The following is a 25,242-nucleotide window of genomic DNA, read 5'->3' as shown; positions in this document are numbered from 1 at the left end:
ATAACATCAAAAATTCATTAAACCAGCCTTGAGTTCTAGATGATCAAGTGGGCTGAAGGGCACATATTTTCCGTTCTTAAGTAAGGCTAGTAGTTTAATCACGCGTATCCCCGGAAAGCTGCGCATTACCTTGCCTTTAACGCTAAATTGCAACTCCGCCTTGGATAAATTAATCACCATAACGACCTCAGAATTGATCTCCATTTCAGGCATATTCGGATGGTTACTGTCGATATGAATACGCAGGGCAGCGTCTGAAATATCCACGATGGTGCAGGCGCTGACTAAAGGGCCTTCTTCAGAAGAAAGCATTAACGGTACAGAGATCTTGACGCGCGCTTTGGCTCTTTGGTCGGTCACCACCAGAGTGTCGAGGTCGGGCGTGAGCAAAATCAGAGTCGCGGGAGCATAGGGGCCATCTTTTTGGACCACCAGCTTAGTCACTTCTGTGTCTACCGTAGAAACGCCTCTGCCCGGTGCTGCCGATATCAGGGATATGCTATTGCCTTTAGCAAATTGACGTCCACGCCCCAGCGCAGCGCGTCTTTCGTAATCGAGTTTTACTTCAGACTCTGAGGTGTCGGGCACCACCAATTGAAAGCTCTTGACCTTGGAAAACGCTATCCGTTCGCCGCTTTGAGTAATTCTAAAAAACGCAGGGTGCCCTTCAGCATCATTCTCTATTGCGGAGGCGGAATAGAGAAAATGTCCGTTGACACAATAGGCAATGACCAAGGTATCGAAAACGATATCCATTTTGTATTCTGGATAGTAACGCTGCTTTTTACCGATAGGGAAGAGATCGATCAAGGAGCTCAGCCACAGGTGCTTATCATCTGTATGTGCATGCAAATCGCTAGGGACGGGCTTATCATCCTCGTTGCCTAGCGCTTTAGCGAATAATTGTTTTAGCACGATACGCCTCGATGAATAGTGAGTGAAAATTCCGCATTCAGGGTTCGCCAACAGAATAGTAATTTAAGCTAGCAAAGCGCTTATGGAAAAAAGTTCTCTTAAAGCGGGATCTTTGTTTCGATCCTAGGCCAACTTCGTCACTATTTCTAGCAGATTACAGCATAACGGTCTCTATGGGGAATTACTTGAGACCAACTAGTTTGATAAGAAAAAATAGACGTATTCGAATAAGCAGACGCCATGCCTTTTGGCTCCAGAAACCAAGGGAGGCGATTAAAAAGGGGATTTGACTAGCCTAGGAAAAACCCGTTAATCGGGATGCAGCGCAAGGCGCAAACCGGAGTAATACGTCGGTATTGCGAGAATTTGCAACGCCGCGATGCGCCCGAGTATAGGGTTTTTCGAAGTTCCCTCTAGCCATTATGTACTGTTCATGCGGCTCTTGAGGCTATATGACTGGCAAGACAGACCCACTATGCATGCGAGTCTGATGCCTAGTTTTTTTGCTTGGTAGTGCTTTTTTGTAGGGGCTATCTCAAGTCATACAGCGATTAAATTGACAGTAAGTTGTTTGCAAGTATCGCTGGACGCATTGTCTTGAATTAAAGACAGCAGCCTATCAATATTTGGATGCTTGCCTGGGAAGGCGATGGCATCATCGGTATGCTCTGCGTACAGTTGCAAACCCTTAGTTGCGGCAATGGCATTGATTACACCGAATTCTTGATGCAAGGCGTGATACACACGCACGCTGCCAGCTGATCCCGGTTTGTTTTCAATTCTGCTGAGCAGATTGTTGCCATCAAATAATTCGATCGCGGCAAGTTGATCGATAACCGGAAGTGTGGACAAAACCTCGTTGAACTTCATGGAATTTCCCTTAAAAGAATGGAGCGCAAAACAGCGGCATCGATTATAGGGGAAGGGCGCCAGATGCGCTCGCCATCAACGAAAAATTTCGGCTTTTACATCTGGTTTGTTAGGCGCAAATTTGTCTGCTATTTGGTATTGATGTTTAGTAAATGAGCATCGCATTCGGGGCTATCAAGCTGATGACCTGGAACCAATTGAGATCGACTTCCTCGATGACGCTGTCGAGTATCTCTGGATTGCAGTTGGCTTGTGCCCATAGCTCGGGATCGACATCGAATGCACTTGCGGTTGGACTATTGGCCAGGTTCAGTTCCATGTGTTGGGCGATCAGGCTGGCGAGATGTACTAGTGCTGCTTCGCGCGCGTGATCTGGGGCTTCGTTACTGCGTTCTTGATAGCGTACCGGTTCGGTCAATGCCACCGGGAGCTTCCAGTGTTCGAGTAGGGTAGCGCCAAGGTCGGCATGCGTAAAACCTAACAAAGCGTATTCACTTGAAGCACGGTCTTCACCACGTGCCACCGCAGCCAGTACTTGAGTGGAGATCTCAGGTAGGTGGTGATACATCACTAGTTGGCCCACCTGGTGTAGCAGCGCTGATAGAAATACCCGTTCGCGTAGACGTGGCCCACCACGGCTAGCCAGGCTGCCAGCTGCCAAGGCGGCATAGACGCTGCGTTTCCAGAATTTTTCCATGTCGACTAATTCACTGGACATATTTTCGAATGCCAAACCTGCCGAAGTCGCCAGCACCAGGGAGTGCAATGGGGATCTCCCCAACACGGCTACCGCTCGCGATATGGTTCCTACGGATTCGTTTAGGCCAAAGTAGGCACTATTGACCAACTTGAGTACCCGAGCACTGAGAGCTGGATCTATACTGATGATGTCGACTATCTGTATATTTGTGGTGTCGGGATCTGACAACAAGGCACTCAGCTGTATCGCCGCATCTGGTAGAGCGAATAGGCTTTCTACTTCAGTAATGACAGACTCGGCGCTGATCGCCGCAATAGTTCCGCTAACAACAGGGATAGATTGAGTGTTGGCATTATTGACAGGAATGGTCGGCATATCAGTCACCTTTCACGGCACAGAGATCAAACAAATTATTCTAACTTCACTATAGGTCAAAGCCCTGAAAATATATAGTCTGCGCAACTTTAGCACACAGATAGTCGATGGTTTTAAGGATGTTTGGAGTTGATGAAAAATCCTCTATTCCATCTTGCATCGATGTCAACGAAAAAGAAAGTACTGCGTTAATGACCTGAGCTATGGGGGGCACCAGTTAAGAATGCTAAATACAGCCCAAATCGGAAACCAGAGCTTGGCTCTCAATCACCTAAAAGTTCCGGACGCTCACTTTTGATGCATTTAATCGTTTTTCAGAGAAAATCTTGTATGCCCAATATCCTCAAAACTATCTTGGCTTCCTTACTAACGCTGATGCTTTCAGCTAATGCTGTTGCGCAAGTAAATAAATGTAAAGATCTTAAGACTGGTCATATTACTTACTCTGATGCAGCATGCCCTAAATCGGATGCCGCCACGAAAATATCAGGAGCCAGGTCGTCTGAAGAGCTAAGTACTGAACGCAAACGTGCCTCGGAAGCGCAAGAGCAAACAGCACTGCGTTTCCAGCGTGAGGCGCAGGCGACTCAGATTCAAGCCGTTAGCTCTTCCCCAGCCCGAGGAAGACCGTCAGCGACAGCAGTGGATCTATCGAAATCGTATGAATGCAGTACTGCGAAGTATGCATTAGAAGTTGCTAAAAATCGTGCCACGCCTCTCAACGGTGGTACCGACTCTTACCAGGATCAAGTTGACATGGCCTGTCTGGGGCCAGACGCAGCAGCTAAAATTATAGCGGCCAGAGCAGGCGCGACCAAAATCATTATCAATAACGCGCCGCGCTGTCGATTAGCCACGCAAGAATTGACGTCGGGTGAGCGAGATGCTTGCGCTTTGAATGAGGGAAGCCAGCTAAATCGATGAGTTTATTTGTCTGTTTAGGTGGCTGTGTGGCTAAATGCGCGGCGATCTGAAATGAAAAAGGGCGGCTATTTTTCAATAGCCGCCCTTTTTCATACTACTGGTTTAGAAGCAACAAGCTAGCATCTTGAGGCAACATTCCAGACCAGTGCAGCAGTCATTGGTGGATGCCATTGCAAAGGCGGATGCCGCCAGTAAGCTCAGGGCGAGGCTGATTTTTGCGAAGTTCGATTTCATGAAAATTCCTAGAATAAGTTTAAAAAGAAAAAATAATTAGCTTCTTTTATGCTTAATCTGGTGGCGTCCATATTTTTTCTATAGCGCACTCTAGCTCAGCGACTACCATGGGTATCCAGTGCGGGCGTACTGGAATGAGAGGCCTAAGCTGGATTTGGTCGATCACAGCCAACTGAGGAGTCGCCGCGCAGCCCATATTTGCACATTGCATCAACGGACAATCAACTGACTCGCAACAGGAACGATCCGCCGCTACTGAAACTAGTGAGTTCAGTAAGAAAAACAGCGCGACGAGGATATGAGAGAGCCTATGCATGCTGTATTTTAACTCATAGCGCTAAAGCCATGATGTAATCATCAAAATCTATGCCGCCGACTGTGAAGCTGCGTGTGCCGACTTGCTGGAAACCTGCGTGTTGATAGAATCCGATAGCAGCCGAATTTTTTGCATACACACCCAGCAATAAGCGCGCGGCTTGGCGCTGTTTTGCATAGTTGATCGCGTGTTCTAGCATCCGTTTTCCCAGACCTCCGCCATGAAATTTACTCAATAAATAAATACGTTTTATTTCAAGGTCGGCCGCCGAAATGCCGGCTAAAGGCAGTTGGGCCGGTGCCACCAGGATATAGCCTATAGGCGCTGCACCGGGTGCGAGTTCGGCTAACCATAATTGATATTGTGGGTCATTTAGCCACTCTTGGTACTGTGCAGGAGAGTGCGTCTGGGCACAGTGTTTGAGTATGGCATGACCGGCGATGATGCCGGCAAAGGTCTCTAGAAAAGTCGCTTGCCCTATCAATGCCAAAGCGGCGCCATCTTCTGGTGTGCATGGCTTAATGAGTATATTCATCTTATTTTTCAATTGTTCGAAGTGTGCGGGGTATGCCTTGCTGCCCAGGTAGAAATAGCGCATAAGGTGTACCAAGCTTATATACCAGCAGACATCGAATATGATGAAAAGTTCAATTAGTGAATTTTGTCAGGTACGCCTGATATTTCTTAGAAATCATCTTGCTGCGCTTGCTTTGCTTGTATAGTGAGGCAGCGATAAACGCGTTGTTGCCTAAATGCGCTGAGCTCAGCGTGTGCTGTTGTTTTTAGTGGCGCTGTACTCGTCTCAAAACATATCAAACTTTTTCGTCTTTTAGCTTGTACTTCCACTTAGGACAGACCCATGAGCCCAGCAAAAATTAACGCATTATTAGAAACCTTGAAGCTCAGCTGCATTCGTCAATTTCGTTTTAACCCGCGGCGTATCGAAGCAGATATGCGCTACAAAGGCACCGAGGGCCTGGGCAATAACCTGGTGCATGTGTTTAAAGATGTACATAGCCATTCCTTGATAGAACTTAAAGGCAGCATGGCCACGCTACGCGAGCAATATGGCGAGAGCCCACACTGGAACGAAGACGAGATTAAACGTTACTGTCATAGCGATGCGGAAATCGACGCTGAGATTGCAGCCAAGCAAGCCGAACTCGAATTCACACGGACCAGTGCACTGTATCAAGATCACCGTGAGGTCTTGCTCTCGCACTACAAGGACAGCCCGCACTATCAGGAGGGCCGGCCTAGCGCCCGCGATGCAGCCAAGGCTTTGTTGAGTAGCTTGAGCGATGCGCAAGATCCGCGCCTCAGTCTATTTTCTAGCCACATGAAAACCACAGACCTAGATCAGTTATCTCACTTATTATTGGCTCCCTGCCACATAGAAAGAGCGGCTTATGCCACTAAGTCTGCCTAGCGCTGCTTAATGTAATTGGAAGTTGACAGTCGGCACTGCGCAAGCTCCTGTTACCGAACTCAGTGTTGCCAGTAGATAGGCGAGGCTGAGTTTTTTTATTTTCAAATAGGGATACGCAAGCTAGATGCGGCTGCTGGCGGCATTTCGGGCTGCAAGCAGCACCTGGATTGCGCCTTGGCGTTATGCAAGTTTCTTTCTATATCGATGTGTTAAGTCTTGACACTCTGCTCGACTCAGCGTGCCTTTCGCTACGTGTAAAAGCACTCATTTTGCATGTAAAAAATGTTTACATTTTTTGCATAAGGCATTCTTACGCTTCTTTTTGTGTGGCACAGAATATGCTCAATACCGAGTACTGCGGTCGAATCGCGAATTCTAGCAATTGACACAGGGCGGTATCCGAAAAGCCTCATGAGTAGGAGTCTAGTAAAGGGAGTCAATAATGTTTAAAAAATTAGCCCCAGCTCTCGCTTGGGAGCAGAGTGGATGGCGTGGTGGGTTTACTAACACGCTCATTAGCGTAGCCAGTTTTTTCTTGGGAATAAGTTACCTGCATTCGGTATTGATTTTGATGCACGCTTATTCCTGATTGCAACTAATTAAGTTTAAGTGATGTTAAATAAATGCTAACCGGATAGTCACGATCAACTTTGACCTAGTTTGCCCAAAGTGATTTTAGAGAAGCAGGGGCCAGAATAAAAAACTCTGGTCAGCACAATGTGTTTGCAGTTGCACTCAGTGCTAAGAGGGATGACCCGAATTTTGTTGAATTTGAAGAGATTGGCAGCGCCCCAATGAGGGCCAACGGCTAATCTCTTTTTCACTTTTGAACGCTTTTAATGAGGAGTTGGCGGTTTTTTCTGATATCGATTATCAGACCAACTTACTTTTTTCTCAGCGCGTGGCTCACGCAGGCAATCAGAAGAGCGATGAAGATCAAAGCAGTAGCGAATGCGAAGCTCATGTGCAGGCCGCGCACCAGCGCCGCAGGGGTTGCTAACAGTAAATTTTGTGTGGCGGCACCGAATGCAAATACTGCAGCCATCAGTGAGGCGCCGATAATTAATCCCAGATTGCGCGACAGATTAAGCATGCCCGATATTAGGCCGCTTTGCTCAGCGCGAGCGCGTGCCATCACCGCGGTATTATTCGCCGCTTGGAATGCTGCATAGCCAGCAGTGATGAACGCTAGCGACAGCAAGTAAGCTGGTACCCCTAAAGCTATCGGTAGCAGCACCATCGCCAGGCAACCAGTGCCCATGAAGAGTAAGCCTGCGACGCTGATACTTTGTGTGCCGTAACGGTCCACCAAGCTGCCGGCCGGCACGCCAACCAGGGCCGCGACGATAGGACCACAAGCCATCACGAGTCCGACTGTCGTGATATCTAAATCCAGCGCGCCGGAAAGATAAAAGGGACCGATCACTAAGCTTGCCATGACCACGCTGCTCACTAAACTACTCATGGTCAAGCCTGCGCTAAGCCTGTAATCGCGAAATAGCGCCAAGCGTAGCAAGGGCGATCTGGCTTTCCTTTCAGCCTGAATAAATAACTGCAATCCGACTAAGCTAAGTAGCAATAGCGCGACATTGCTAACTCCAAAATTACCGCGCCCTATGGTCATGGCAAGTGAAAAGCTGCCCAATGTTAAGGCCAATAGTAAGCTACCCAGAGGGTCAAATTGAGTGCTGTCGGTTTTTAGACGCGTGCCATCAAGCGGTAAAAAACGCGTTGCGAGCAGCAAACTCAAGAAGCCCAGCGGCATTTGGACCCAGAACAGAGCTTGCCAGCCAAATTGTGCCAGTAGTAAGCCGCCCAGAGAGGGCCCGAGCGCGGTGCCAAGCGCCGACATACTTCCTAGTAATCCCATGGCGCTACCAGATTTCTCTTTCGGCACAGTCTCGGCCACCAGCGCCATGCTGAGCGCCATCATCACTGCCGCAGCTAAACCCTGTAGGGCGCGGGAAAATATCAATAAGCCGAGCGAGCTGGCGCTGGCGCACAAGCCCGAGGCTAGCGTGAAAAGTGCTAAGCCTGTCAATAGCAGGCGACGTCGTCCAAGTAGATCACCGAGGCTACCGATGCTGACGATCACACTGGTGATTGCCAGTAAATAGGCGAGTAGCACCCACTGGATTTGTTGAAATGAGGTATGAAAAACGAGCGCCAAGTTGGGCAGCGCGACGTTGGCGATACTGGTGCCCAAGGCGGCCAAAAGACTGCTGAGCGCTAGACTAAACACAGCCCAGCGCGTTGAACGCCCTGACATCTGAGCTTGATTACTCTCAGCAAAAATCTGATCAAGTTTGGATATGTGCGTTTTCATCGCGCATCCTTTAAAGTGGAGAATTGAGGGGACCGTCAGCATCATGCCTTGCTAACACATAGGGCGGAAGGCGCATGCTTCGCACTTTAATAATGCGTATAACGCCATGTCTCAAAGTTAAAATACAAAACTACGTTAAAATCGCAGCATGACAAGTCCCGATCTCAACTTGCTGATTAGTTTGGATGTGCTGCTGGCCGAAGGCAGTGTGGCGCGTGCCGCCCAGCGCCTGCGGCTTAGCCCATCGGCCATGAGTCGGACGCTGGCACGCTTGCGTGCGACCACGGGTGATCCTTTGTTAGTGAGGGCAGGGCGCGCCCTCGTCGCGACCCCGCGCGCGCTAGAATTACGGGAGCGGCTTAGCCAGGTGGTGCAAGAGGCCGAGGCGCTGCTGCGCCCAGAGTTGGCGCCGGATATTAGTCAATTGGTCGGAAGCTTTAGCCTGCGCAGCAGTGAGGGTTTTGTTGAAAATTTCGGCGCAGCCTTGATCGCAAGAGTAGCCAGCGAGGCACCCGGTGTCAGACTATGTTTCGTGCAAAAAACGCGGAAAGAAAACGATGCGCTGCGCGATGGCAGCGTGGATTTGGAAACTGGGGTAGTCGGCGTCAATATGGGGCCAGAGTTGCGGGTGCAGGCACTGTTTCGCGATCGTTACGTCGGCGTAGTGCGCAGCGGCCATGTCTTGTGTGAGGGCGAGATCACTGCCCCGCGCTACGCTCAAGGCAAGCACATCTGTGTCTCGCGTCGTGGTCTGGCAAGCGGGCCGGTAGACCAAGCCTTAGGTGCTATCGGTTTGCAACGAGATATCGCCACCATCGTTGGCGGCTTTTCTAGTGCGCTGGCGCTGGCACGCAGTAGTGATCTGATCGCCAGCCTGCCAGAACGCCACAGCGGCACTCTTAGGGCTGGTATGCATAGTTTTCCTTTGCCATTGAGCCTGCCAGAATTGACGGTCTCTCTAATCTGGCATCCACGCTTGCAGGCCGATCCTGCCCATCGCTGGCTACGCGCCTTGGTCATGGATGTGTGTAAAAACAGCGATTGAAGTTTGCCCGACTATACAGCGGCAGCTTCACCAAGAAAAGTTCTCTGGCGATCATCACCTTTCTAATGCTGTGATTGCGCTAGCCCGCTTAAGGGGCTAGGCTGTGACGACGCCAGGCACCGGATGCCCATGTGAAAATAGCTGTCGTGCGCCCAGACCGCTACAATACGTGTTTTAGCCCAACTAGTGAGCACGATGAATTCCTATCAAAGCTTGACGTCAGCGATACTCAACGAGGCCGGTCTGAATTGCCACGCGGTATTCGACATCGCTCTGTTGCCGCTTGCGGTAAGGGAAGTCTTGTTTGAGCGTTGTCCGCAGGCGCAAGAATATCGCCAACTGCTGCTAATCGGGCATGCCGGAACACAGTTTTGGACTGCCTTGCAAGCGGCAAAGCAGAGTGAACTTAGCCTGAGTGATGCACATCCGGTCGATGATTTTACCGTGGCGAAAGTGCGTGAATTTATGCGCGCTGAGTTGGCCGATGTGGGCGATGGGGCTTATCAGATCGTGTATCCAGGTGCTTATACGATTAGTCTGCAAGAACTGGGTAAGCTCGCTGGTTGGCATCATGCGTCGCCGTTTATGGTTGGGGTCAATTCTGAATATGGGCCATGGTTTGCCTACCGCGCGGTGGTGCTTGCCAATAGTGATTTCCCGGTCAGCGCAGCTGTCATTAGTGACACACCTTGTGCTACTTGCAGTGAGCACGCCTGTATCAGCAATTGTCCGCCCAAGGCCTTAGAGGGAGGTGAATTTCGTTTGCTGAAATGCCTGCAATATCGCCAGCAAGAAAATTCGCTCTGCAAAGACACCTGCCTCGCTAGGCTCAGTTGCCCAGTCGGCAGCGCGCATCGTTACACTGAACAGCAAATGAATTATCACTATGGCCAATCTATGCGGCTGATTAAGTAGGCCGCTTTAGGTGGACCACATTCTGTAGGACGTATTAGATAGCTCGAATTCATCGCGCTAGATGCGGCGCGGTTTTCGCTGAACCTGATAGCTCTGCCATCATGTGGCGCTGAATAATCGCTAGAATGCAGCTTCAGTCCTTGTTCGATTTTTTTGCTGTTGAATTGTACGTCTTAATTGTTCCGTCTTACCTGTTATTTGTCACGCCCGCGCAGCAGTCCCGCGCTTAACCTAGAAGGAAAACACCATGCCACAACTGAAACTGACTTATTTCGATTTTCATGGCGGTCGCGGCGAGCCCGCGCGTTTGGCGATGCACATCGGCGGAATCGCTTTTGAGGATCACCGCTTTGCCTACCCTGAGTTCGCCGAGTTACGCAAGAGCACTCCCTTTGGTCAGGTGCCGACCTTATTGGTCGATGGCGTCATGGTCACGCAGTCAGATGCGATCAACCGCTATGTTGCCAAACTCGCTGGAGTATATCCGCTCGATGCTTATCAAGCCTTGCTGTGTGACGAAGTGATGTCTGTGGTGGAAGACGCTGCGGTGCGTTTAAGCCCATCTTTTCGTATGACAGGCGAAGCACAAAAAGAAGCCCGCCTGGCACTCGTTAGTGGCCCTATGCCCATGTATTTGAAGTGGTTGCAAAGCCAGTTAAGCGCGCATGGCGGAGAATTTTTTGCCGATAATCGACTGACCGTGGCCGACCTAAAGGTCTTTGTCGACGTACGCGGGCTCAATTCTGGCCGTCTCGATCACGTGCCCAGGGATTTGGTCGAAACCGTTGCCCCCGCACTCAATGCCCACATGCAGCGCATCGCCGCACTGCCTGCGATACAGCAGTACTATGCCAAATTTGAAGTGAAGTAATTTTAAAAAGGGAACTTCTAAAAACCCTATACTCGGGCGCATCGCAGCGTTGCAAATCCTCGCAATACCGACGTATTGCTCCAGTTTGCGCCTTGCGCTGCATCCCGATTAACGGGTTTTTAGAAGTTCCCAAAAAGTGTATGCGCAAGTAATATGCGGCTGCTGGCAGCAAAATGGCCTGCAAGCCGCATGCTGATTGCGCCTGTCAATTGCGCTGAGACCACCTCATGTGGCCTCAGCGCGTCGCGCCGCTTACATCAGATCATAACGATCTAGATTCATCACCTTGCTCCAGGCTTTCACAAAGTCACGCACAAAGACAGCGTGGGCATCGGCTGAGGCATACACTTCTGCAATGGCACGTAGTTGTGAGTTAGATCCGAACACCAGATCGACTACGCTAGCGGTCCACTTCACAGCGCCAGTGTTGCGGTCACGTCCTTCCAGCACACCGGCGTCATTCGAGGCTTGCCATTGCGTCGCCATGTCTAAGAGATTGACGAAAAAGTCGTTGCTCAAGGTTTCAGGTCTATCGGTGAAAACACCCAGTTTGCTGGCATCGCTGTTGGTGTTCAGCACGCGCAGACCGCCTATTAAGACCGTCATTTCGGGCGCGCTCAGGGTCAGTAATTGGGCTTTGTCCAGCAATAGTTCAGCTGCCGCCGCTTGCATTCCTTTGCCCAGATAATTACGAAACCCGTCAGCGCGCGGTTCTAGTACCGCAAATGAGTCAACATCGGTTTCATCCGCGCTGGCATCCATGCGTCCAGCGGCAAAGGGAACGGCGATACTGACTCCAGCTTTTTGCGCGGCCGCTTCTATCGCGGCGGCACCTCCCAATACAATCAGATCGGCCAGTGAAATTTTCTTGCCGCCAGTTGCGCTGGAATTAAAGTCTTGCTGTATCGCGCTCAGTTTGGCTAAGACCGTAGGCAAATCAATTGCCTGGTTGACCGCCCAATCCTTCTGAGGTGCCAGACGTATTCTGGCACCATTGGCACCGCCACGCTTGTCGCTGCCACGGAAGGTGGAGGCTGAGGCCCAGGCGGTTTTTACCAGTTGCGCGATCGACAGGCCAGAGCCCAAGATCTTGCCCTTAAGTGCAGCAAGGTCTTGCGCATCGGCTAAGGCATGGTTGACAGCCGGTATAGGATCTTGCCAGAGCAAGACTTCTTTGGCGACCAGGGAGCCCAGATAACGTGAACGAGGGCCCATGTCACGGTGCGTCAGCTTATACCAGGCACGTGCGAAGGCATCTGCCAATTGCTCTGGATGCTGCAGAAAGCGACGTGAAATTTTCTCGTAAGCCGGATCCATGCGCAGCGCCATATCAGCGGTGGTCATCATGGGTGCATGCCGCAGTGATGGATCATGCGCGTCTGGCACCGTGGTTTTGGCGGCCGGGTCTTTGGGCGTCCATTGTTGCGCGCCGGCTGGGCTCTTGGTCAATTCCCATTCGTAAGCGAACAGGGTTTCGAAGTAGCCGTTGTCCCAGGCGATAGGGTTGGGGGTCCACGCACCTTCAATCCCGCTGGTGGTGGTGTGCACGCCTTTGCCGCTGCCGTAACTGTTCTTCCAGCCCAGACCTTGCTCTTCTATGCCGGCCGCTTCAGGTTCAGGGCCCACTTGTGCAGGATCTCCCGCGCCGTGGGCTTTGCCAAAGCTATGGCCACCGGCAACCAGGGCCACGGTTTCTTCATCATCCATCGCCATGCGGGCGAAGGTTTCACGGATGTCGCGCGCCGAGCCTAGCGGATCGGGTGTGCCATTCGGACCTTCCGGATTCACATAGATGAGCCCCATCTGTACCGCCGCCAGCGGTTTTTCCAGGTCGCGCTCGCCACTGTAGCGTTGATCATCTAGCCATTTGCCTTCAGGGCCCCAGTAGATATCTTCTTCTGGTTCCCAGATATCGGGACGTCCACCAGCGAAACCGAAAGTTTTAAAGCCCATAGAATCAAGCGCGACTGTGCCGGCTAACACCATTAAGTCTGCCCAAGAGATTGTGCGTCCGTATTTTTGTTTGATAGGCCACAGCAGTCGGCGTGCCTTATCCAGATTGCCATTGTCAGGCCAGCTATTCAAAGGTGCAAAACGTTGCGCACCTGCACCGGCACCACCGCGACCATCAGACACGCGATACGTGCCTGCGCTATGCCAAGCCATGCGGATAAAAAATGGCCCGTAATGACCGTAATCGGCTGGCCACCATTCTTGCGAGTCGGTCATCAGAGCATGCAAATCCTGCACCACAGCGTCGAGATCAAGACTCTTGAAGGCCGCTGCGTAATTGAACTCTATGCCCATAGGGTCGGATAGTTCTGAGTGTTGATGCAAAATTTTGAGATTTAATTGGTTTGGCCACCAATTTGCATTCTTTGGAGCTGCAGCAAGGGCATTCGGGCGGGCGCCACCCGAGAAAGGGCATTTTGCTTCGTTTGACATGGTTTTCTCCTTGAGTAAATCGTAATGGGTATTCGATTGCGCGTGTTTTGCTAAGTCTGCGCCAGCTCTGCCAGCATAGGCAGCTCTTGGCGGTTTAGCGAAGTCTTTCGATGTAGATTTGCTACCCACTCATAGTAGTGATTGGATTTTAATAGATCAATTTAATTATAAACATCGATTCGATCTATTTTAACTATCGATGTATTCATTACCAGTGCCCGTGCTCCTCGGTTGCAATCCCCGTTACCCGCTAAGCGAAAGCAAATCTGCCTACTACTCTCAATAGCAACGCCGCGGGCTTGTGGTGCGATGTTGCTTGATATTTGTCGTTACTTGTCGATACTTGTGACAATGCCATTAATACGCGATACTTTGGCTGATGTGTATTTTTCACATAGATGATGATCTTTATAGTTTTTAGGAAGCACCACATGAAAAACATTTCTCTCGTTGTCCTGGCGCTCTTACCTAGCCTGGCTCTGGCGCAAACGCCGGCTTCCAAAATTACGCAGGTGCTGGTGTATCCCGGTGGTGCCAAGGTAGAGCGGGCAGCAAAAGTAGCGGCGGGAGCGCGCGAACTCAAGTTCACCTGTTTGCCAGCGCGTTTTGATCTCGATTCTTTACAGGTACAAGCGGACGCCGGCATCGTGATCGGTGACATCAGTGTGCAAACCTTGGAAAGGGTGAGGGCACCGGAATGTGCGACTAGCCCACTCGACACCCGTATCCGCGAGTTGGAAGATCAAAAAGCGGCAATCGCTGCCGAAGATGCGGCCCAGGCTTTGGTCTTGGGCTACCTAAAGAACTACGGCAAAGATAAACCCAGCAGCCCCATCGCTAGTACCGCGGAGCAATTGCGCCGCACTGGTCAGGATGCCCTACAACGCCAGCATCAGGCGCAGCGCCGCGCTGAAGTCATAGAGAAGCAATTAGCGCCATTAGTGGCTGAACGCGAGCGCCTGATCGCTGCCAATCCGCAGGTACGCACGGTGCAGATTCGGCTGGCGGCACAAGCGGAGGGTGAGTTGCGCCTGTTTTATCGCTTGAAGCAAGCCGGCTGGACCCCGGTGTATCGCGCCTATCTCGATACCAATAAATCCCAACTGCGACTGGAGCGCCATGCGCAAGTGGCGCAGACTAGTGGCGAGGATTGGACTAACGTCAATCTGCGCCTCTCTACCGCCCAGCCGAATCTGGCCAATCGTATCAATCCGCCGTATCCATGGACCCTGGACATCCGTCCGCCGATATCGGCAAATAAATACGAGATGCAACTTGCAGCGGCACCTGCGCCGATGGCGAAGATGATTACTGTCACCGGAAGTCGCAGGAGTGCCGATGATGAGGAGGGCGCCCCTAACTTCGATGTCAGCGTATTCCAGGGCGAGTTCGCCGCTGAATTTGTGGTGCCGGGTAAAGTGAGCCTGAGCAGCGATGGTCAGCGTGGCGGCTTTGCTTTGGGTAATCAAACCCTGGAGGCGCACATAAAGGTACATGTACAACCGCAGCAAGAAGCGCAAGCCTATTTATTGGCAGAGCTGACGCGGCCGGCCGGCTCGTGGCCAGCGGGTAATCTGCAATTATTCCGCGACGGTGATTTTGTCGGACAGAGCCAGTTGCGCATGGACAGCGAAGAGCGCATGGAGTTGTTCTTTGGCCGCGACGAAATGGTGAGGGTGCAGACAGAACCGGAGCAACGTGACGCCGCCAACAAGGGTTTCATCGGCAGCCGTGCCGAGCAAAAAATTGGCCATGCTTACGTGCTGGAAAATCTGCACAAAAAAGCCATTACGCTACAGGTTTTAGAATCCTCCCCGGTCGCGCGTCATGAAGACATCCGTGTGCAAACCCAGTTCTCGCCAAAACCAGCGCAAGACACATGGCATAAGCAACCAGGCATCATCGCCTGGCAATTACCACTTGAGCCTGGCAAAACGGTGCGCCTGAGCGCCGACTATGTGATCAGCTATCCGAAAGACGCGATCGTGAATGGTCTGCGTTAAAAAGAGCAAACCCAAGCGTGCTGCGGCTGTTGGCAGCTTTTTGGCCTGCAGAGCGCTTGGGGATTGCGCAAGTGATTTGGGAACTTTGCTTTTGAACCGAATAGAGCAAGTTCGGGTAAGATGCTGGCATTTCCTATCCTTAAGCTGAGAGCGTACCCATGAAAATTGATAAAGACACCGCTGTTACCCTGCGTTTTACCGTTGCTGAGAGCACTGGCAAAGTGATAGAAAACGGCAAAACGCCGATTTCTTATTTGCACGGTGGTTACGATAATTTACTGCCAAAAATTGAAGCTGCTTTGCAAGATCAGGAAGTGGGCTTTAAAGCTAAACTTGAGTTAGCGCCAGAAGATGCTTTTGGGCTGCGTGACGAGAGTTTGCTGCGCACCATCTCTAAAAAAGATTTCCCACCTGGCGTAAAAGTCGGTGCTTCGCTGCAAGGCCATACTGATGCCGGTGAAGAAAAAATTTACACCGTACTGAAAATCAAGGGCGATCAAGTCATGTTAGACGGCAATCACCCCTTGGCAGGCAAGAGCTTGCTGGTTGGTTTGCAAGTTTTAGAGATTCGTGCCGCCACCGCAGAAGAAATTACTCACGGCCACGTGCATGGCGATCATGGCCATCAACACTAAGATAAAAACTAAAAACAGCATCGCTGTAAACTACCTACCTCAGCTCGTTTTGTTTTAGTAGCCGCAATCCCCATGCGCCTGCTGGCAGCATTTCGGCCTGCAGGGCGCATGCTCATTGCGCATACGCCCTCAGGTCGCGCGGTGTTTGGTCTATTTTTTTGTCTTTACGGGTGCTGCAAATAACTGGCGAAACGCCGTTAGTGCAGCCGGATGATAAATACTTGCATGGGTCTCTTTCGGGTAGTTTTCATACGTCCAATCTAAGCCCTGCACCTGGCTCGCTTTGAGCATGTCCGAAAATTTATTCGCCACGTTGGCCATTCCGGCTTGTCCGGCGCTGGCGAAATACAGCTTCTTTGCCAAGCGTGGCTGCTTGCGCAACTTCTCGGCAAATTGTGTTGTCAGTGCTTCGTCATTCCACCACAAACTTGGGTCAATCGCGATGTAGGTTTGAAATAAATCCGGCGCGTGCAACAAACACTCCAGCGTGAATAAACCCGCCAGCGATTCACCGACTAGCGCGCGTTCTTTGGTGGTGCGATAGCGTTGTTCGATTTCAGGTATCAACTCGTCTGCAATGAACTGACGAAATAGGGCGGAGCCACCTAGGTTCGGCACTTCTTTTTTATCCAGGGCATTTTCACTTGGACCGGTTAAATCATGGCGTCTGACGGTGTTTTCTATCCCCACCAAAATAAACGGCCGCATACTGCCATTGGCCATCGAGACCTGCATCAAACCTGCGATATGCAAAAAATCTTCGGCCACGCCACCGTCTAACATGTAGACGACGGGGAAGGCGCTTGCCGCTTGCGCTGTATAAGCTTCGGGCAGATAGACATTAATGCGGCGCGTTTCTTTCACTACTTTGGATACTAACTCGAGGCTCTCGCCTATGATCAACGGTTTTACCTGCGTCTGCGCGTGACTAGCTTGGGCAGCAAGGACGAGCATGAGCGTGAGTGCAAATGCCAAAGTAGGTTTCAGTCCGAAAAAACGCATGGCTATCCTTCATGTGAAAAATCAAAACCCAAAGAATATAGTGTGAGAGTCGGCTAGGCAAGGACAGCTTTTTTCTAATTGTTTCGACAAAGACATAGGCCACTTGGTGCGCAATCGCTGATAGTGGTCTTGCATAATTGAGGGTGATTGGTACTTTCCATTAGCAGCATCAGCTCATAAAATAAAACCAGATTCACGCACCCAAGAGCGCCTGCAGGCAGGGCGCGCGCAGCGGTGCTGAAAACCCGCAATTTTTTCTATGAGATCGATGTCTATGAATCAGAAGTTGCAAGTTCGCGCGGTATGCCAGGATGATTATCCCGAGTGGAAAATCTTATGGGATGGCTATAATGCTTTTTATGGTCGCCACGGCGAGACCGCTTTAGCGCCAGAGTTGACGCAAATGGCGTGGTCACGTTTTTTTGAAAACAATGAACCCGTGCATGCCTTAGTGGCAGTTGAGGCGGGGCAGATCGTCGGGCTAGCGCACTACCTATTTCATCGCAATATCAGAAAATTCGCGCCAGATTGTTATTTGCAAGATCTGTTTACCGCAGAGACTGCGCGAGGCAAGGGCGTAGGCCGTGCTTTGATACTCGCGGTGGCGCAGCAAGCCACGCAGGCCGGTAGCGATTTGTATTGGCATACTCATCTAGAGAATACCCGCGCCCGCGCTTTGTACGACCAGGTCGCGCGCCACTCGGGTTTTATCGTCTATAGCAAAACAAAAGGCTAGTCCTGGCCTTGTTGTCCTGGCAAACATCTTCTACCTATATGGCTTAGCTGTTGTTTGAGCGTTCCATCATTCAAGTCGTCCATCCCCGCCTGCCGTCATCCGTCCAGAGCTAGTCGTAGTCCGTCGCAGCGGGCTCGCTGTTGGCATACGCTAGGTGCATAGTGCAATCCTGGTGGCTAGCAAGGAGTGCGGCAAATAATGCGCAACAGCTCAAATTTTGCCAAGTGTCGCCCGCTTTTCGCAAGCTACTCACTACGAATAATTTGCATCATCCTAAGGAGACTTATCCATGAAACACACTGTCATTTGTTCCGCTATTGGCCTATTCGCACTGAGCTGCGCCGCACCGCTCTTTGCACATGACTACACTGGCTTGATACGCGCCGAAAAATTTACTGAGGTAGAGCGTTTGGTGAATGCGAAGTTGGCGCAAGACCCGATCAATCACGACGCACTGATCGCCAAGGTCGAACTCATCATAGGCACTGGCGGTGAGCGCATCGATGAAGCCATCAAGCTGGCCGAGCAATGTGTTGCCAGCCATCCCAAAGAGAGCGATTGCCAAGAAAGCCTAGGTGTGGCCATGGGAACCAAGGCGATGAGCGCTGGCATCATGTCGGCGCTGGGTTCTATCTCTAAGATACGCGATGCTTTCAAGCGCGCAGTGGAACTTGATCCTAAAAGCCTCAGTGCGCGTTTTCTGCTGCTGCAGTTCTATACGCAAACCCCTAGCTTTGTCGGCGGCAGTACCAGTAAGGCCAAGGAGGTGTTAGCCGATACTGCAAAATTTAATCTGGAAGCAGGCAAACTCATGCAGGGCTTTTTGGAGTTGGCCGATGAGCAGCCAGGCAAGGCCGAGGCCATCGCGCTAGCCGCGAATGTCGGTACGAATGAGGCGCTGCGTGATAATCAGCGTGAGATTTTGCTCGGTGTTGCTAGCGACTACTTAAAGAATAAAAAGTATGCGGATAGTGAGCGCGTATTTCGCGCAATGCAGCAGCGTTTTCCAGAAAGCGAGATAGGCAGCTATGGCTTGGGCCGTTGCGAGCAAGAGCAGGGTAAGCACCAGGCCGCCGTAGCACTGTTTGAAAAAGCCAGCAGCATCACCCCGACTCCGCGTGCCCGCGTGCAGTACCGGCTCGGGGTCTCGCAGCAAGCACTGGGCGAGAAAGCCAAAGCTTTGATCTCTTACGAAAAGGCGCTGGCGGCCAAGCCTGGGCTGAACAAGAAGTTGGCAGAAGAAGCGCAAGATAAGATCAAGGCATTGAAGTCCTGATCAGTAACTGTTCGGTCTACTAGGAGTACGACAAAAAACTAAGATCTCTCAACGCTGAGGCGCCGAGGATAAACGGAGAACTACTTTGCCGTTCTCCGCGTCTCTGCGTCTCTGCTGTGAGGGGTTTTCACTTTCTTCATAGTCGGCTGAACAGTAACCCTGATCACCTAGTCTTTAGATCGCAAAAAGCGGCAGGCGCAATATCCATGCGCTCTGTGGCGGCTTTTAGGCCTGCAGAGCGCTTGGGGATTGCGCATGCGTTTTTTTATCCAATTATCCCTTGATGAGCACTCGCATTGGGCCTTGCCCGCTCAAAGCGGGGTAAGCATTTTTTATGCATGGCATTAGGTAGATTTTGGGTGTAGCTGTTTTCTGTTTGTGTTAGCGCAGCGAGATGGAGCGAACCGCTATGCTTGTGTACTGCAACAAGACTGAAAACCAAACATCCGAGATAGAGCATGAAAACAAAAACCATACTTGAATATTCTGACGTCGAAATCATCGCTGCCAGCGCCGTCGCCGAGGCACTGAAAAACAATTGGGCCGTGAGTATCGCGATCGTCGATGACGGTGGTCATCTGTTGTGGTTCCAGCGCATGGATGGTGCCGCACCGATTTCTGCCCAGATTGCACAGGGTAAGGCGCGCTGCTCGGCGATCGGGCGACGGGATAGCAAAATCTATGAAGACATGATCAACGGCGGACGCACTTCTTTTTTGAGTGCCTCTGGCCTCGATGGCATGCTAGAAGGCGGGATCCCCATCCTAAAAGACGGCGTATGCCTGGGCGCAGTGGGCGTCAGCGGTGTCAAGTCTGATCAAGATGCCCAGGTGGCAAGACAAGGGATAGCCGCGCTTGGGCTGAAATAGGGAGTCCTTGATGGCGTTGTGATCGGTGTTAAAACTAGCCGATGGTGTTGGTGCTTACAGAGGTAAGGGAAATCTATAGCGCTAGCAGCTAGGTGTATGATATTGGTGGCCCCCGATTACAAGTGAGGAAACTCAAAATGGAAGAGCAAAATTTTGTATTGCGACAGTTCTTCTCGGTCGCACTATTTAGCCTCATTGCGATCGGCAATGCGAGTGCGCAAAATTCGCAATTAAATCCTAAATACGATGCCGCTGTGGCGCAGCGTTTGGGTGCTGATCAGCGCGGCATGCGCAGCTATGTGTTGGTGCTGTTAAAAACCGGACCTAATAAAATGGCGGCAGGACCGGAGCGCGACGCTATGTTTGCCGGACATTTTGCCAATATCAATCGGCTTGCGGGCGAGGGTAAGTTGGCGCTAGCAGGCCCCTTCGATGGTGTTGACGGCTGGCGCGGCCTATTTATCTTTGCAGTAAAAGATATCGATGAGGCCAGGCAACTCACAGCGAGCGATCCTGTGATCGTCAATGGCGAGATGGTCGCCGAATATCACAAATGGTATGGCTCGGCAGGCCTCATGGATATTCCACGCCTACACGAAACGCTAACAGAGAAAAAATAGCTGTATGGGCGTGTTTGGCACGCACCAATTGAACCTGAACCTGATGCTTAGCGCTGTTTCTGACATGTAGTCATTTCAATTTTCCGTTCAAAAATTAAGTGACGCGATCAGTAGCGTCACTGCTTAGCGTCACTTAATATCAGCTCAGGCTGGGAGACTACTTTTCAGCAAAGGCGCGTTCGATCACAAAATCGCCGGGGGTCGAGGTGTTGCCTTCCTTGAAACCGCGTTCTTCCAGCATATGCTTGAGGTCGCGTAACATTTCTGAACTACCGCAGATCATCACGCGATCGACTGCCGGGTCAAATGCTGGTACTTCCAGATCTTCGAATAGTTTGCCACTCTCGATCAAATCGGTAACGCGGCCAGTGTTACGGAAAGCCTCACGTGTCACCGTCGGGTAGTAGCGCATTTTGCTCGACACTAGTTCACCGAGAAATTCATGATTCGGTAAATGTTCCAGCAGCATATCGTGATATGCCAATTCTTCAACCTGACGGACACCGTGCACCAGGATGATTTGCTCATATTTTTCGTAGATCTCAGGGTCGCGCACGATACTCATGAACGGTGCCAGACCGGTGCCGGTAGATAGCATGTACAGACGCTTACCTGGTAACAGATAATCCGCCACCAGAGTGCCGGTAGGCTTACGCCCAACGATCACCATATCGCCGACCTGGATATTCTTCAGGTGCGAAGTCAATGGACCACCGTCGACCTTGATACTCAGAAATTCGAGATGGTCTTCATAGTTGGCGCTGGCGATGCTATACGCGCGCAGCAAGGGCTTGCCGTTGATTTTCAGGCCTATCATGGTGAAATGGCCATTAGAAAAACGTAAGGCTGGGTCGCGCGTGGTGGTGAATGAAAACAGAGTATCAGTCCAGTGATGCACACTCAGCACGCGTTCTTCGTTCATATTACTCATGACAAATAAAAACCCTAAAATAGTAAAAAATGAAAAATTCTTAAAATCAGAACGCGAAGTTTACACTATCGCGCTCATTTCTACTGCGCTACCTGATCGCAGCATCTGCTCGTATCAGGGATCGCGTCCCATATTTCCGATTAAGACCTTGACTAGCAAACTGTATTTAAGCTGTGTTGCCAAGCCTGACATCAATTCAACAGCATTTTGGCCAATGAGCTTGCAGCGCACTTCGATCTAGCGCAAATTGCTTTGAAATAAGCGCAAGAAAAATCGAATCTGGACGGCAGCACAAAAAGCTATGCGAGTTAAATTGCCATCCTCAAATCAGGCTATCCATGCCTTATACAGATTAAACAAGCTCACCATACTGATTAAACTGCCTACCAAAATCAATAAAGTTTTGGCTTTTAAATGCTTGGTCACCAAGGCGGCAAATGGTGCTGCGACCAGACCTCCTAGCGCCAAGCCTGCCACCAAAATCCAAACGGTGTGATCCAAAATAGAAAAAAAGGATGCCGCAACTACCACGGTCAAGAAGAATTCAGCGAAGTTGACTGTCCCTATGGTGGTGCGCGGATCTTGGCCGGCGCTGACCAAAGAGGTGGTCACAATAGGACCCCAGCCACCGCCACCCGTGGTATCCATTAACCCACCGAAAAACGCTAAGGGAATCACCTTTTTTACTTCGATCGCGTGCTTGGATTTGATATGACGAAAGGCTTTGCTCAGCACATAGACGCCCATCCCTAATAAATACAGGCTGATGTAAGGCTTAAGGGCTTTGCCATCGATATTCCCCAAAATATAGGTGCCCACTAAAGCACCGATGACGCCCGGCATTAACAAGCTAAAAAATAGTTTTTTATTCACGTTGCCCATCTTGAGATGCGCCACACCTGAAATGCCGGTAGTGAATACTTCGGCCAAATGGGTGGCACCGCTCGCCAATGCCGGTGGTGCGCCAGCGGCTAATAAAAAGCTACTGGAAGTAATCCCATAAGCCATGCCTAAAGCGCCATCGATTACTTGCGCTAAAAAGCCCACACCAACGGCGCTCCAAAATAAAGGATCGTGTAAGGACTGGCGTATCAACTCCATTCCGCTTTGTTCATTTCCGCCAAAAAACAAACGGAAAAATAGATAGGCAATTAGTCCGACTAAGACCGCGACGACGGCATAACTGAGCAAACGCAAAATCGGATGTTCTAGCGCATGCGTGATCTGATACTCGACCGGCGGCAGCGCCAGGTCTTGATGTTCTGGATTGATCGTTTGATCGTCGAGATCGATGTATCGAATTTTCATGAAGGCGAGCAAACACGGCTTTTATCTGGGATGCGCGATATTAGGCTGCTTTGCACAAGCTTCAAACGACAAAAAACTTATTTGTATATGGTGAGGGCTTAGGCAAAATCGCCCCGGCGTGATTGCATCCGCCTTGCCGTGGCAATTTTGTCTAAGTCTTAATGCTGTCAAGTGTGGAAAATGACGCTTTGCCGCTTCGTCAAAGAAGCAAAGCGAGTGCCAGGATTAAAACAAAAAATTACACTAGTGCGCTGACCTGTACTGCGATCCCAGATAGCACCGCATTGCCGGATAAAGGATCGCGCAGGTTTTCATCGAGTAGGGCGTTGAGATTGACGCCCGGTCTTTGCGCCGCCACAGACAGTTGGGTGCCTGGTAAATCATGGCCCCAACCATGCGGCAGGCTGACTACACCAGGCATCATTTCGCTACTAATTTCCACTTGCGCCGTGATCATACGATCGCCGTTGCGAATTTGCGCCATGCCGCCTTCGATCAGGCCTAGGCGTTGCGCGTCATCCGGATGCAGCAGCGCGCTACAGCGGTAGTGGCCTTTCGCCAACGCCGGCAGATTATGCATCCAGCTATTATTTGAGCGCAATTGCCGCCGCCCTACAATCACCATGTCTGGGGCTGCCGTATCCAGATCAGCACGGACGCGCGCCAGATCATCTAGCAGCATCTGTGGTGCCAGTTCGATTTTGCCGGAAGTTGTGCGTAGTGCTTCCGGTATCCGCGGTTGCAAAGCGCCGAGATCTAGACCCGAGGGTGCTGCCTTGATTTTCGCCAGAGTCAGACCATCCGGTTTCTGAGTAAATTGATCGCCATACGGGCCGCTGCGTAGTGCTAACTCGACTTGGCGCTCAGCGCCGCGTAGCGGCTGCAAGGCCGCCATAATCTGCGCGCTGGCGGCGCCAGCACTGCGCTGTAAATCTTGCTCTAGCAAGGCGTCATCGTAAGCATCGATGTCGATCTGGCTGCCCAGGCCTCTGGCAATCGCTGCGATACGCAAGATGCTCTGCCACTCTTCAGGCTGGCTGCGCTCACGGGCCAAGGCAGGCGGGCTGTAGCGCGCGTGATTGCGGTAAGAAAATTGGGTGAAGGTGACGTCGTAATGGGCTTCTTCTAAAGGTGATAAACCCGGCAGTATCACATCGGCATGGCGCGAGGTCTCATTGAGGTAAATATCCATGCTGAGCATGAAATCGAGTTGATCCAAGGCGCTCGCTAAACGCGCACCATTTGGTGCTGATAAGACGGGATTGCCAGCAATCGTAATTAAGGCCTTGACCTGACCGGCACCGGGCGTGTCTATCTCTTCTGCCAGACAGGTGATGGGAAATTCACCGGAGATTTCTGGCAAGCCGGAGACGCGGCTATGGTGCCGTCCGCTAATCACGCCGCGGCCACTGCCTGAGTGGCTGCGGGTATTGGCAGCAAACGCAGCCGCCTTAGGGAACATGGCACCGCCTTCCTGGTCCAGATGGCCGGTCAGCACATTAATCACATCGATTAACCACGAACAAAGGCTGCCGTATTCTTGGGTGCAAGTGCCGATGCGACCATAGACTGCCGCTCTTTCTGTGGTGGCCAGGCTGCGCGCCAATTCACGTATTTGGTTGGCCGCGATACCACAGCGCTGCGCCATACGCTCTGGGGTAAATTCTTGCACCGCAGCGGCGATTTGCTCTACACCTACGGTGTGTTCGGCCAGACGTCCCAGTCGCACCAGTTTTTCGTCAAACAAGGTATGTACCAGGCCGAGCAAGAAAAACACATCAGCACCGGGGCGGATGAAGTGATGGGCGTCGGCCACCTCGGCGGTTTCGGTCTTGCGTGGATCGATTACCACGATCTTACCGCCACGTTCGCGCATGGCCTTGGCCTTGCCACGAAAATCCGGCACGGTCCACATGCTACCGTTCGAGACCATAGGATTGGCACCGATGATTAACAAAAACTGGCTGCGCTCTATATCCGGCACTGGCACCGTGAGCCAACTGCCAAACATCAGGCCGACCGACAGCATCTTGGGTATCTGGTCTAGTGTAGAGGCAGAGTAAATATTACGCGAGCCCAGCGCCTTGGCCAACTTAGGGAAGTACAGCAATAAACCCATCTTGTGCGAGACCGGGTTGCCCAATACGGTGGCTACCGCATCGGCACCGTGTTGGGCAATGATGGGTAGCAGGCGGCGTTCGATTTCGGCATAAGCCTCATCCCAAGTCGCCGCTACGAATTTGCCATCACGCTTGATCAAAGGGCTACGCAGGCGATCTGGGTCTTCATGTAGCTCTTTTAAGCCTATCGCCTTGGGGCATAGAAAACCAGCGCTAAAAACATCGGCCTTATCGGCCCGAATACGCATGATTTTATTTCCCTCCAATTCTATCTCCAGCCCGCAACAGGCCTCGCAAAATGGGCAAATACGCTGGGCTATCCTGGCTTGCTCGGTCATGGTGCTTCTCTCTTAACGACGATCGTGATGGGAGTAAAG

22 protein-coding genes are annotated in these 25,242 nt (G+C 51.3%); 11 read left to right on the top strand and 11 right to left on the bottom strand.

Annotated elements, in window-relative coordinates; translation table 11 throughout:
• Positions 1 to 6: 6 nt before the first annotated feature.
• The 3 genes from EJN92_RS20510 to EJN92_RS20500 all read right to left on the bottom strand — a co-directional run bounded on the left by EJN92_RS20510 (position 7) and on the right by EJN92_RS20500 (position 2,860).
• Complete coding sequence (locus EJN92_RS20510) at positions 7 to 915, bottom strand: PilZ domain-containing protein (protein WP_126129531.1); 909 nt, start codon at positions 913 to 915, stop codon at positions 7 to 9.
• Between the two features lie 540 nt (positions 916 to 1,455).
• Entirely contained in the window at positions 1,456 to 1,785 is a 330-nt protein-coding gene (locus tag EJN92_RS20505; RefSeq protein ID WP_126129530.1) for a DUF2322 family protein, read from the bottom strand.
• 145 nt (positions 1,786 to 1,930) lie between these two features.
• Positions 1,931 to 2,860, bottom strand: a complete 930-nt coding sequence (locus EJN92_RS20500; RefSeq protein ID WP_126129529.1) for an HDOD domain-containing protein — start codon at positions 2,858 to 2,860, stop codon at positions 1,931 to 1,933.
• A gap of 330 nt (positions 2,861 to 3,190) precedes the next feature.
• On the opposite strand from EJN92_RS20500, the gene EJN92_RS20495 reads away from it, so the two are divergent.
• Positions 3,191 to 3,784, top strand: a complete 594-nt coding sequence (locus EJN92_RS20495; protein WP_157984411.1) for a DUF4124 domain-containing protein — start codon at positions 3,191 to 3,193, stop codon at positions 3,782 to 3,784.
• Between the two features lie 102 nt (positions 3,785 to 3,886).
• Here EJN92_RS20495 and EJN92_RS22030 read toward each other — a convergent pair whose 3' ends face one another.
• Together EJN92_RS22030 and EJN92_RS20490 are read right to left on the bottom strand one after the other, a co-directional pair.
• Entirely contained in the window at positions 3,887 to 4,018 is a 132-nt protein-coding gene (locus tag EJN92_RS22030; protein WP_265415591.1) for a hypothetical protein, read from the bottom strand.
• Positions 4,019 to 4,347: 329 nt separating this feature from the next.
• The gene (locus EJN92_RS20490; RefSeq protein WP_126129527.1) at positions 4,348 to 4,869 is read right to left on the bottom strand and encodes a GNAT family N-acetyltransferase; all 522 of its coding nucleotides are present in this window, start codon (positions 4,867 to 4,869) and stop codon (positions 4,348 to 4,350) included.
• A gap of 324 nt (positions 4,870 to 5,193) precedes the next feature.
• Here EJN92_RS20490 and EJN92_RS20485 point away from each other — a divergent pair, with 324 nt between their 5' ends.
• Positions 5,194 to 5,763: a hypothetical protein gene (locus tag EJN92_RS20485; RefSeq protein ID WP_126129526.1), complete on the top strand. Its 570-nt coding sequence runs from the start codon at positions 5,194 to 5,196 to the stop codon at positions 5,761 to 5,763.
• A gap of 883 nt (positions 5,764 to 6,646) precedes the next feature.
• Here the strand turns inward: EJN92_RS20485 and EJN92_RS20480 are convergent.
• Positions 6,647 to 8,089, bottom strand: coding sequence for an MFS transporter (locus tag EJN92_RS20480; RefSeq protein ID WP_227869622.1), 1,443 nt, complete (start codon positions 8,087 to 8,089; stop codon positions 6,647 to 6,649).
• 148 nt (positions 8,090 to 8,237) lie between these two features.
• On the opposite strand from EJN92_RS20480, the gene EJN92_RS20475 reads away from it, so the two are divergent.
• The 3 genes from EJN92_RS20475 (at position 8,238) to EJN92_RS20465 (ending at position 10,920) form a co-directional block, all read left to right on the top strand.
• Positions 8,238 to 9,134 (top strand): LysR family transcriptional regulator, encoded by an 897-nt coding sequence (locus EJN92_RS20475; RefSeq protein ID WP_126129525.1) that lies wholly within the window; start codon positions 8,238 to 8,240, stop codon positions 9,132 to 9,134.
• Positions 9,135 to 9,329: 195 nt separating this feature from the next.
• The gene (locus EJN92_RS20470) at positions 9,330 to 10,049 is read left to right on the top strand and encodes a hypothetical protein (protein WP_126129524.1); all 720 of its coding nucleotides are present in this window, start codon (positions 9,330 to 9,332) and stop codon (positions 10,047 to 10,049) included.
• 247 nt (positions 10,050 to 10,296) lie between these two features.
• The gene (locus EJN92_RS20465; protein WP_126129523.1) at positions 10,297 to 10,920 is read left to right on the top strand and encodes a glutathione S-transferase; all 624 of its coding nucleotides are present in this window, start codon (positions 10,297 to 10,299) and stop codon (positions 10,918 to 10,920) included.
• A gap of 252 nt (positions 10,921 to 11,172) precedes the next feature.
• On the opposite strand, the gene katG is transcribed toward EJN92_RS20465, so the two are convergent.
• Positions 11,173 to 13,365, bottom strand: coding sequence for a catalase/peroxidase HPI (gene katG, locus EJN92_RS20460; protein WP_126129522.1), 2,193 nt, complete (start codon positions 13,363 to 13,365; stop codon positions 11,173 to 11,175).
• Between the two features lie 431 nt (positions 13,366 to 13,796).
• Here katG and EJN92_RS20455 point away from each other — a divergent pair, with 431 nt between their 5' ends.
• Entirely contained in the window at positions 13,797 to 15,368 is a 1,572-nt protein-coding gene (locus tag EJN92_RS20455) for a DUF4139 domain-containing protein (protein ID WP_157984410.1), read from the top strand.
• Between the two features lie 158 nt (positions 15,369 to 15,526).
• Complete coding sequence (locus EJN92_RS20450; RefSeq protein WP_126129520.1) at positions 15,527 to 16,003, top strand: FKBP-type peptidyl-prolyl cis-trans isomerase; 477 nt, start codon at positions 15,527 to 15,529, stop codon at positions 16,001 to 16,003.
• Positions 16,004 to 16,153: 150 nt separating this feature from the next.
• Here the strand turns inward: EJN92_RS20450 and EJN92_RS20445 are convergent, their stop codons facing one another.
• Positions 16,154 to 17,005 (bottom strand): alpha/beta hydrolase, encoded by an 852-nt coding sequence (locus tag EJN92_RS20445; RefSeq protein ID WP_227869621.1) that lies wholly within the window; start codon positions 17,003 to 17,005, stop codon positions 16,154 to 16,156.
• 274 nt (positions 17,006 to 17,279) lie between these two features.
• Between EJN92_RS20445 and EJN92_RS20440 the strand changes: the two genes are divergently transcribed.
• The 4 genes from EJN92_RS20440 (at position 17,280) to EJN92_RS20425 (ending at position 20,506) form a co-directional block, all read left to right on the top strand.
• Entirely contained in the window at positions 17,280 to 17,741 is a 462-nt protein-coding gene (locus EJN92_RS20440) for a GNAT family N-acetyltransferase (protein ID WP_126129519.1), read from the top strand.
• A gap of 289 nt (positions 17,742 to 18,030) precedes the next feature.
• Positions 18,031 to 19,017, top strand: coding sequence for a tetratricopeptide repeat protein (locus EJN92_RS20435; RefSeq protein WP_126129518.1), 987 nt, complete (start codon positions 18,031 to 18,033; stop codon positions 19,015 to 19,017).
• Positions 19,018 to 19,475: 458 nt separating this feature from the next.
• On the top strand, positions 19,476 to 19,886 hold the full coding sequence (locus tag EJN92_RS20430; protein ID WP_126129517.1) for a GlcG/HbpS family heme-binding protein: 411 nt from the start codon (positions 19,476 to 19,478) through the stop codon (positions 19,884 to 19,886).
• A 137-nt stretch (positions 19,887 to 20,023) separates the two neighbouring features.
• A complete protein-coding gene (locus EJN92_RS20425; RefSeq protein ID WP_126129516.1) occupies positions 20,024 to 20,506 on the top strand; it encodes a YciI family protein in 483 nt (160 codons plus the stop codon).
• A 157-nt stretch (positions 20,507 to 20,663) separates the two neighbouring features.
• On the opposite strand, the gene EJN92_RS20420 is transcribed toward EJN92_RS20425, so the two are convergent.
• From EJN92_RS20420 to EJN92_RS20410, 3 genes are all read right to left on the bottom strand, one after another.
• Positions 20,664 to 21,437: a ferredoxin--NADP reductase gene (locus tag EJN92_RS20420; RefSeq protein WP_126129515.1), complete on the bottom strand. Its 774-nt coding sequence runs from the start codon at positions 21,435 to 21,437 to the stop codon at positions 20,664 to 20,666.
• 327 nt (positions 21,438 to 21,764) lie between these two features.
• The gene (locus EJN92_RS20415) at positions 21,765 to 22,745 is read right to left on the bottom strand and encodes a sulfite exporter TauE/SafE family protein (RefSeq protein ID WP_126129514.1); all 981 of its coding nucleotides are present in this window, start codon (positions 22,743 to 22,745) and stop codon (positions 21,765 to 21,767) included.
• A 238-nt stretch (positions 22,746 to 22,983) separates the two neighbouring features.
• Positions 22,984 to 25,203, bottom strand: a complete 2,220-nt coding sequence (locus EJN92_RS20410; protein WP_126129513.1) for a molybdopterin-dependent oxidoreductase — start codon at positions 25,201 to 25,203, stop codon at positions 22,984 to 22,986.
• Positions 25,204 to 25,242 lie beyond the last annotated feature (39 nt).

This window comes from Undibacterium parvum (assembly GCF_003955735.1).
GTDB classification, from domain to species: Bacteria; Pseudomonadota; Gammaproteobacteria; order Burkholderiales; family Burkholderiaceae_D; genus Undibacterium; species Undibacterium parvum.
Note: the sequence above shows the minus strand (reverse complement) of the source record. Positions and strands in the feature narration are given on the sequence as shown.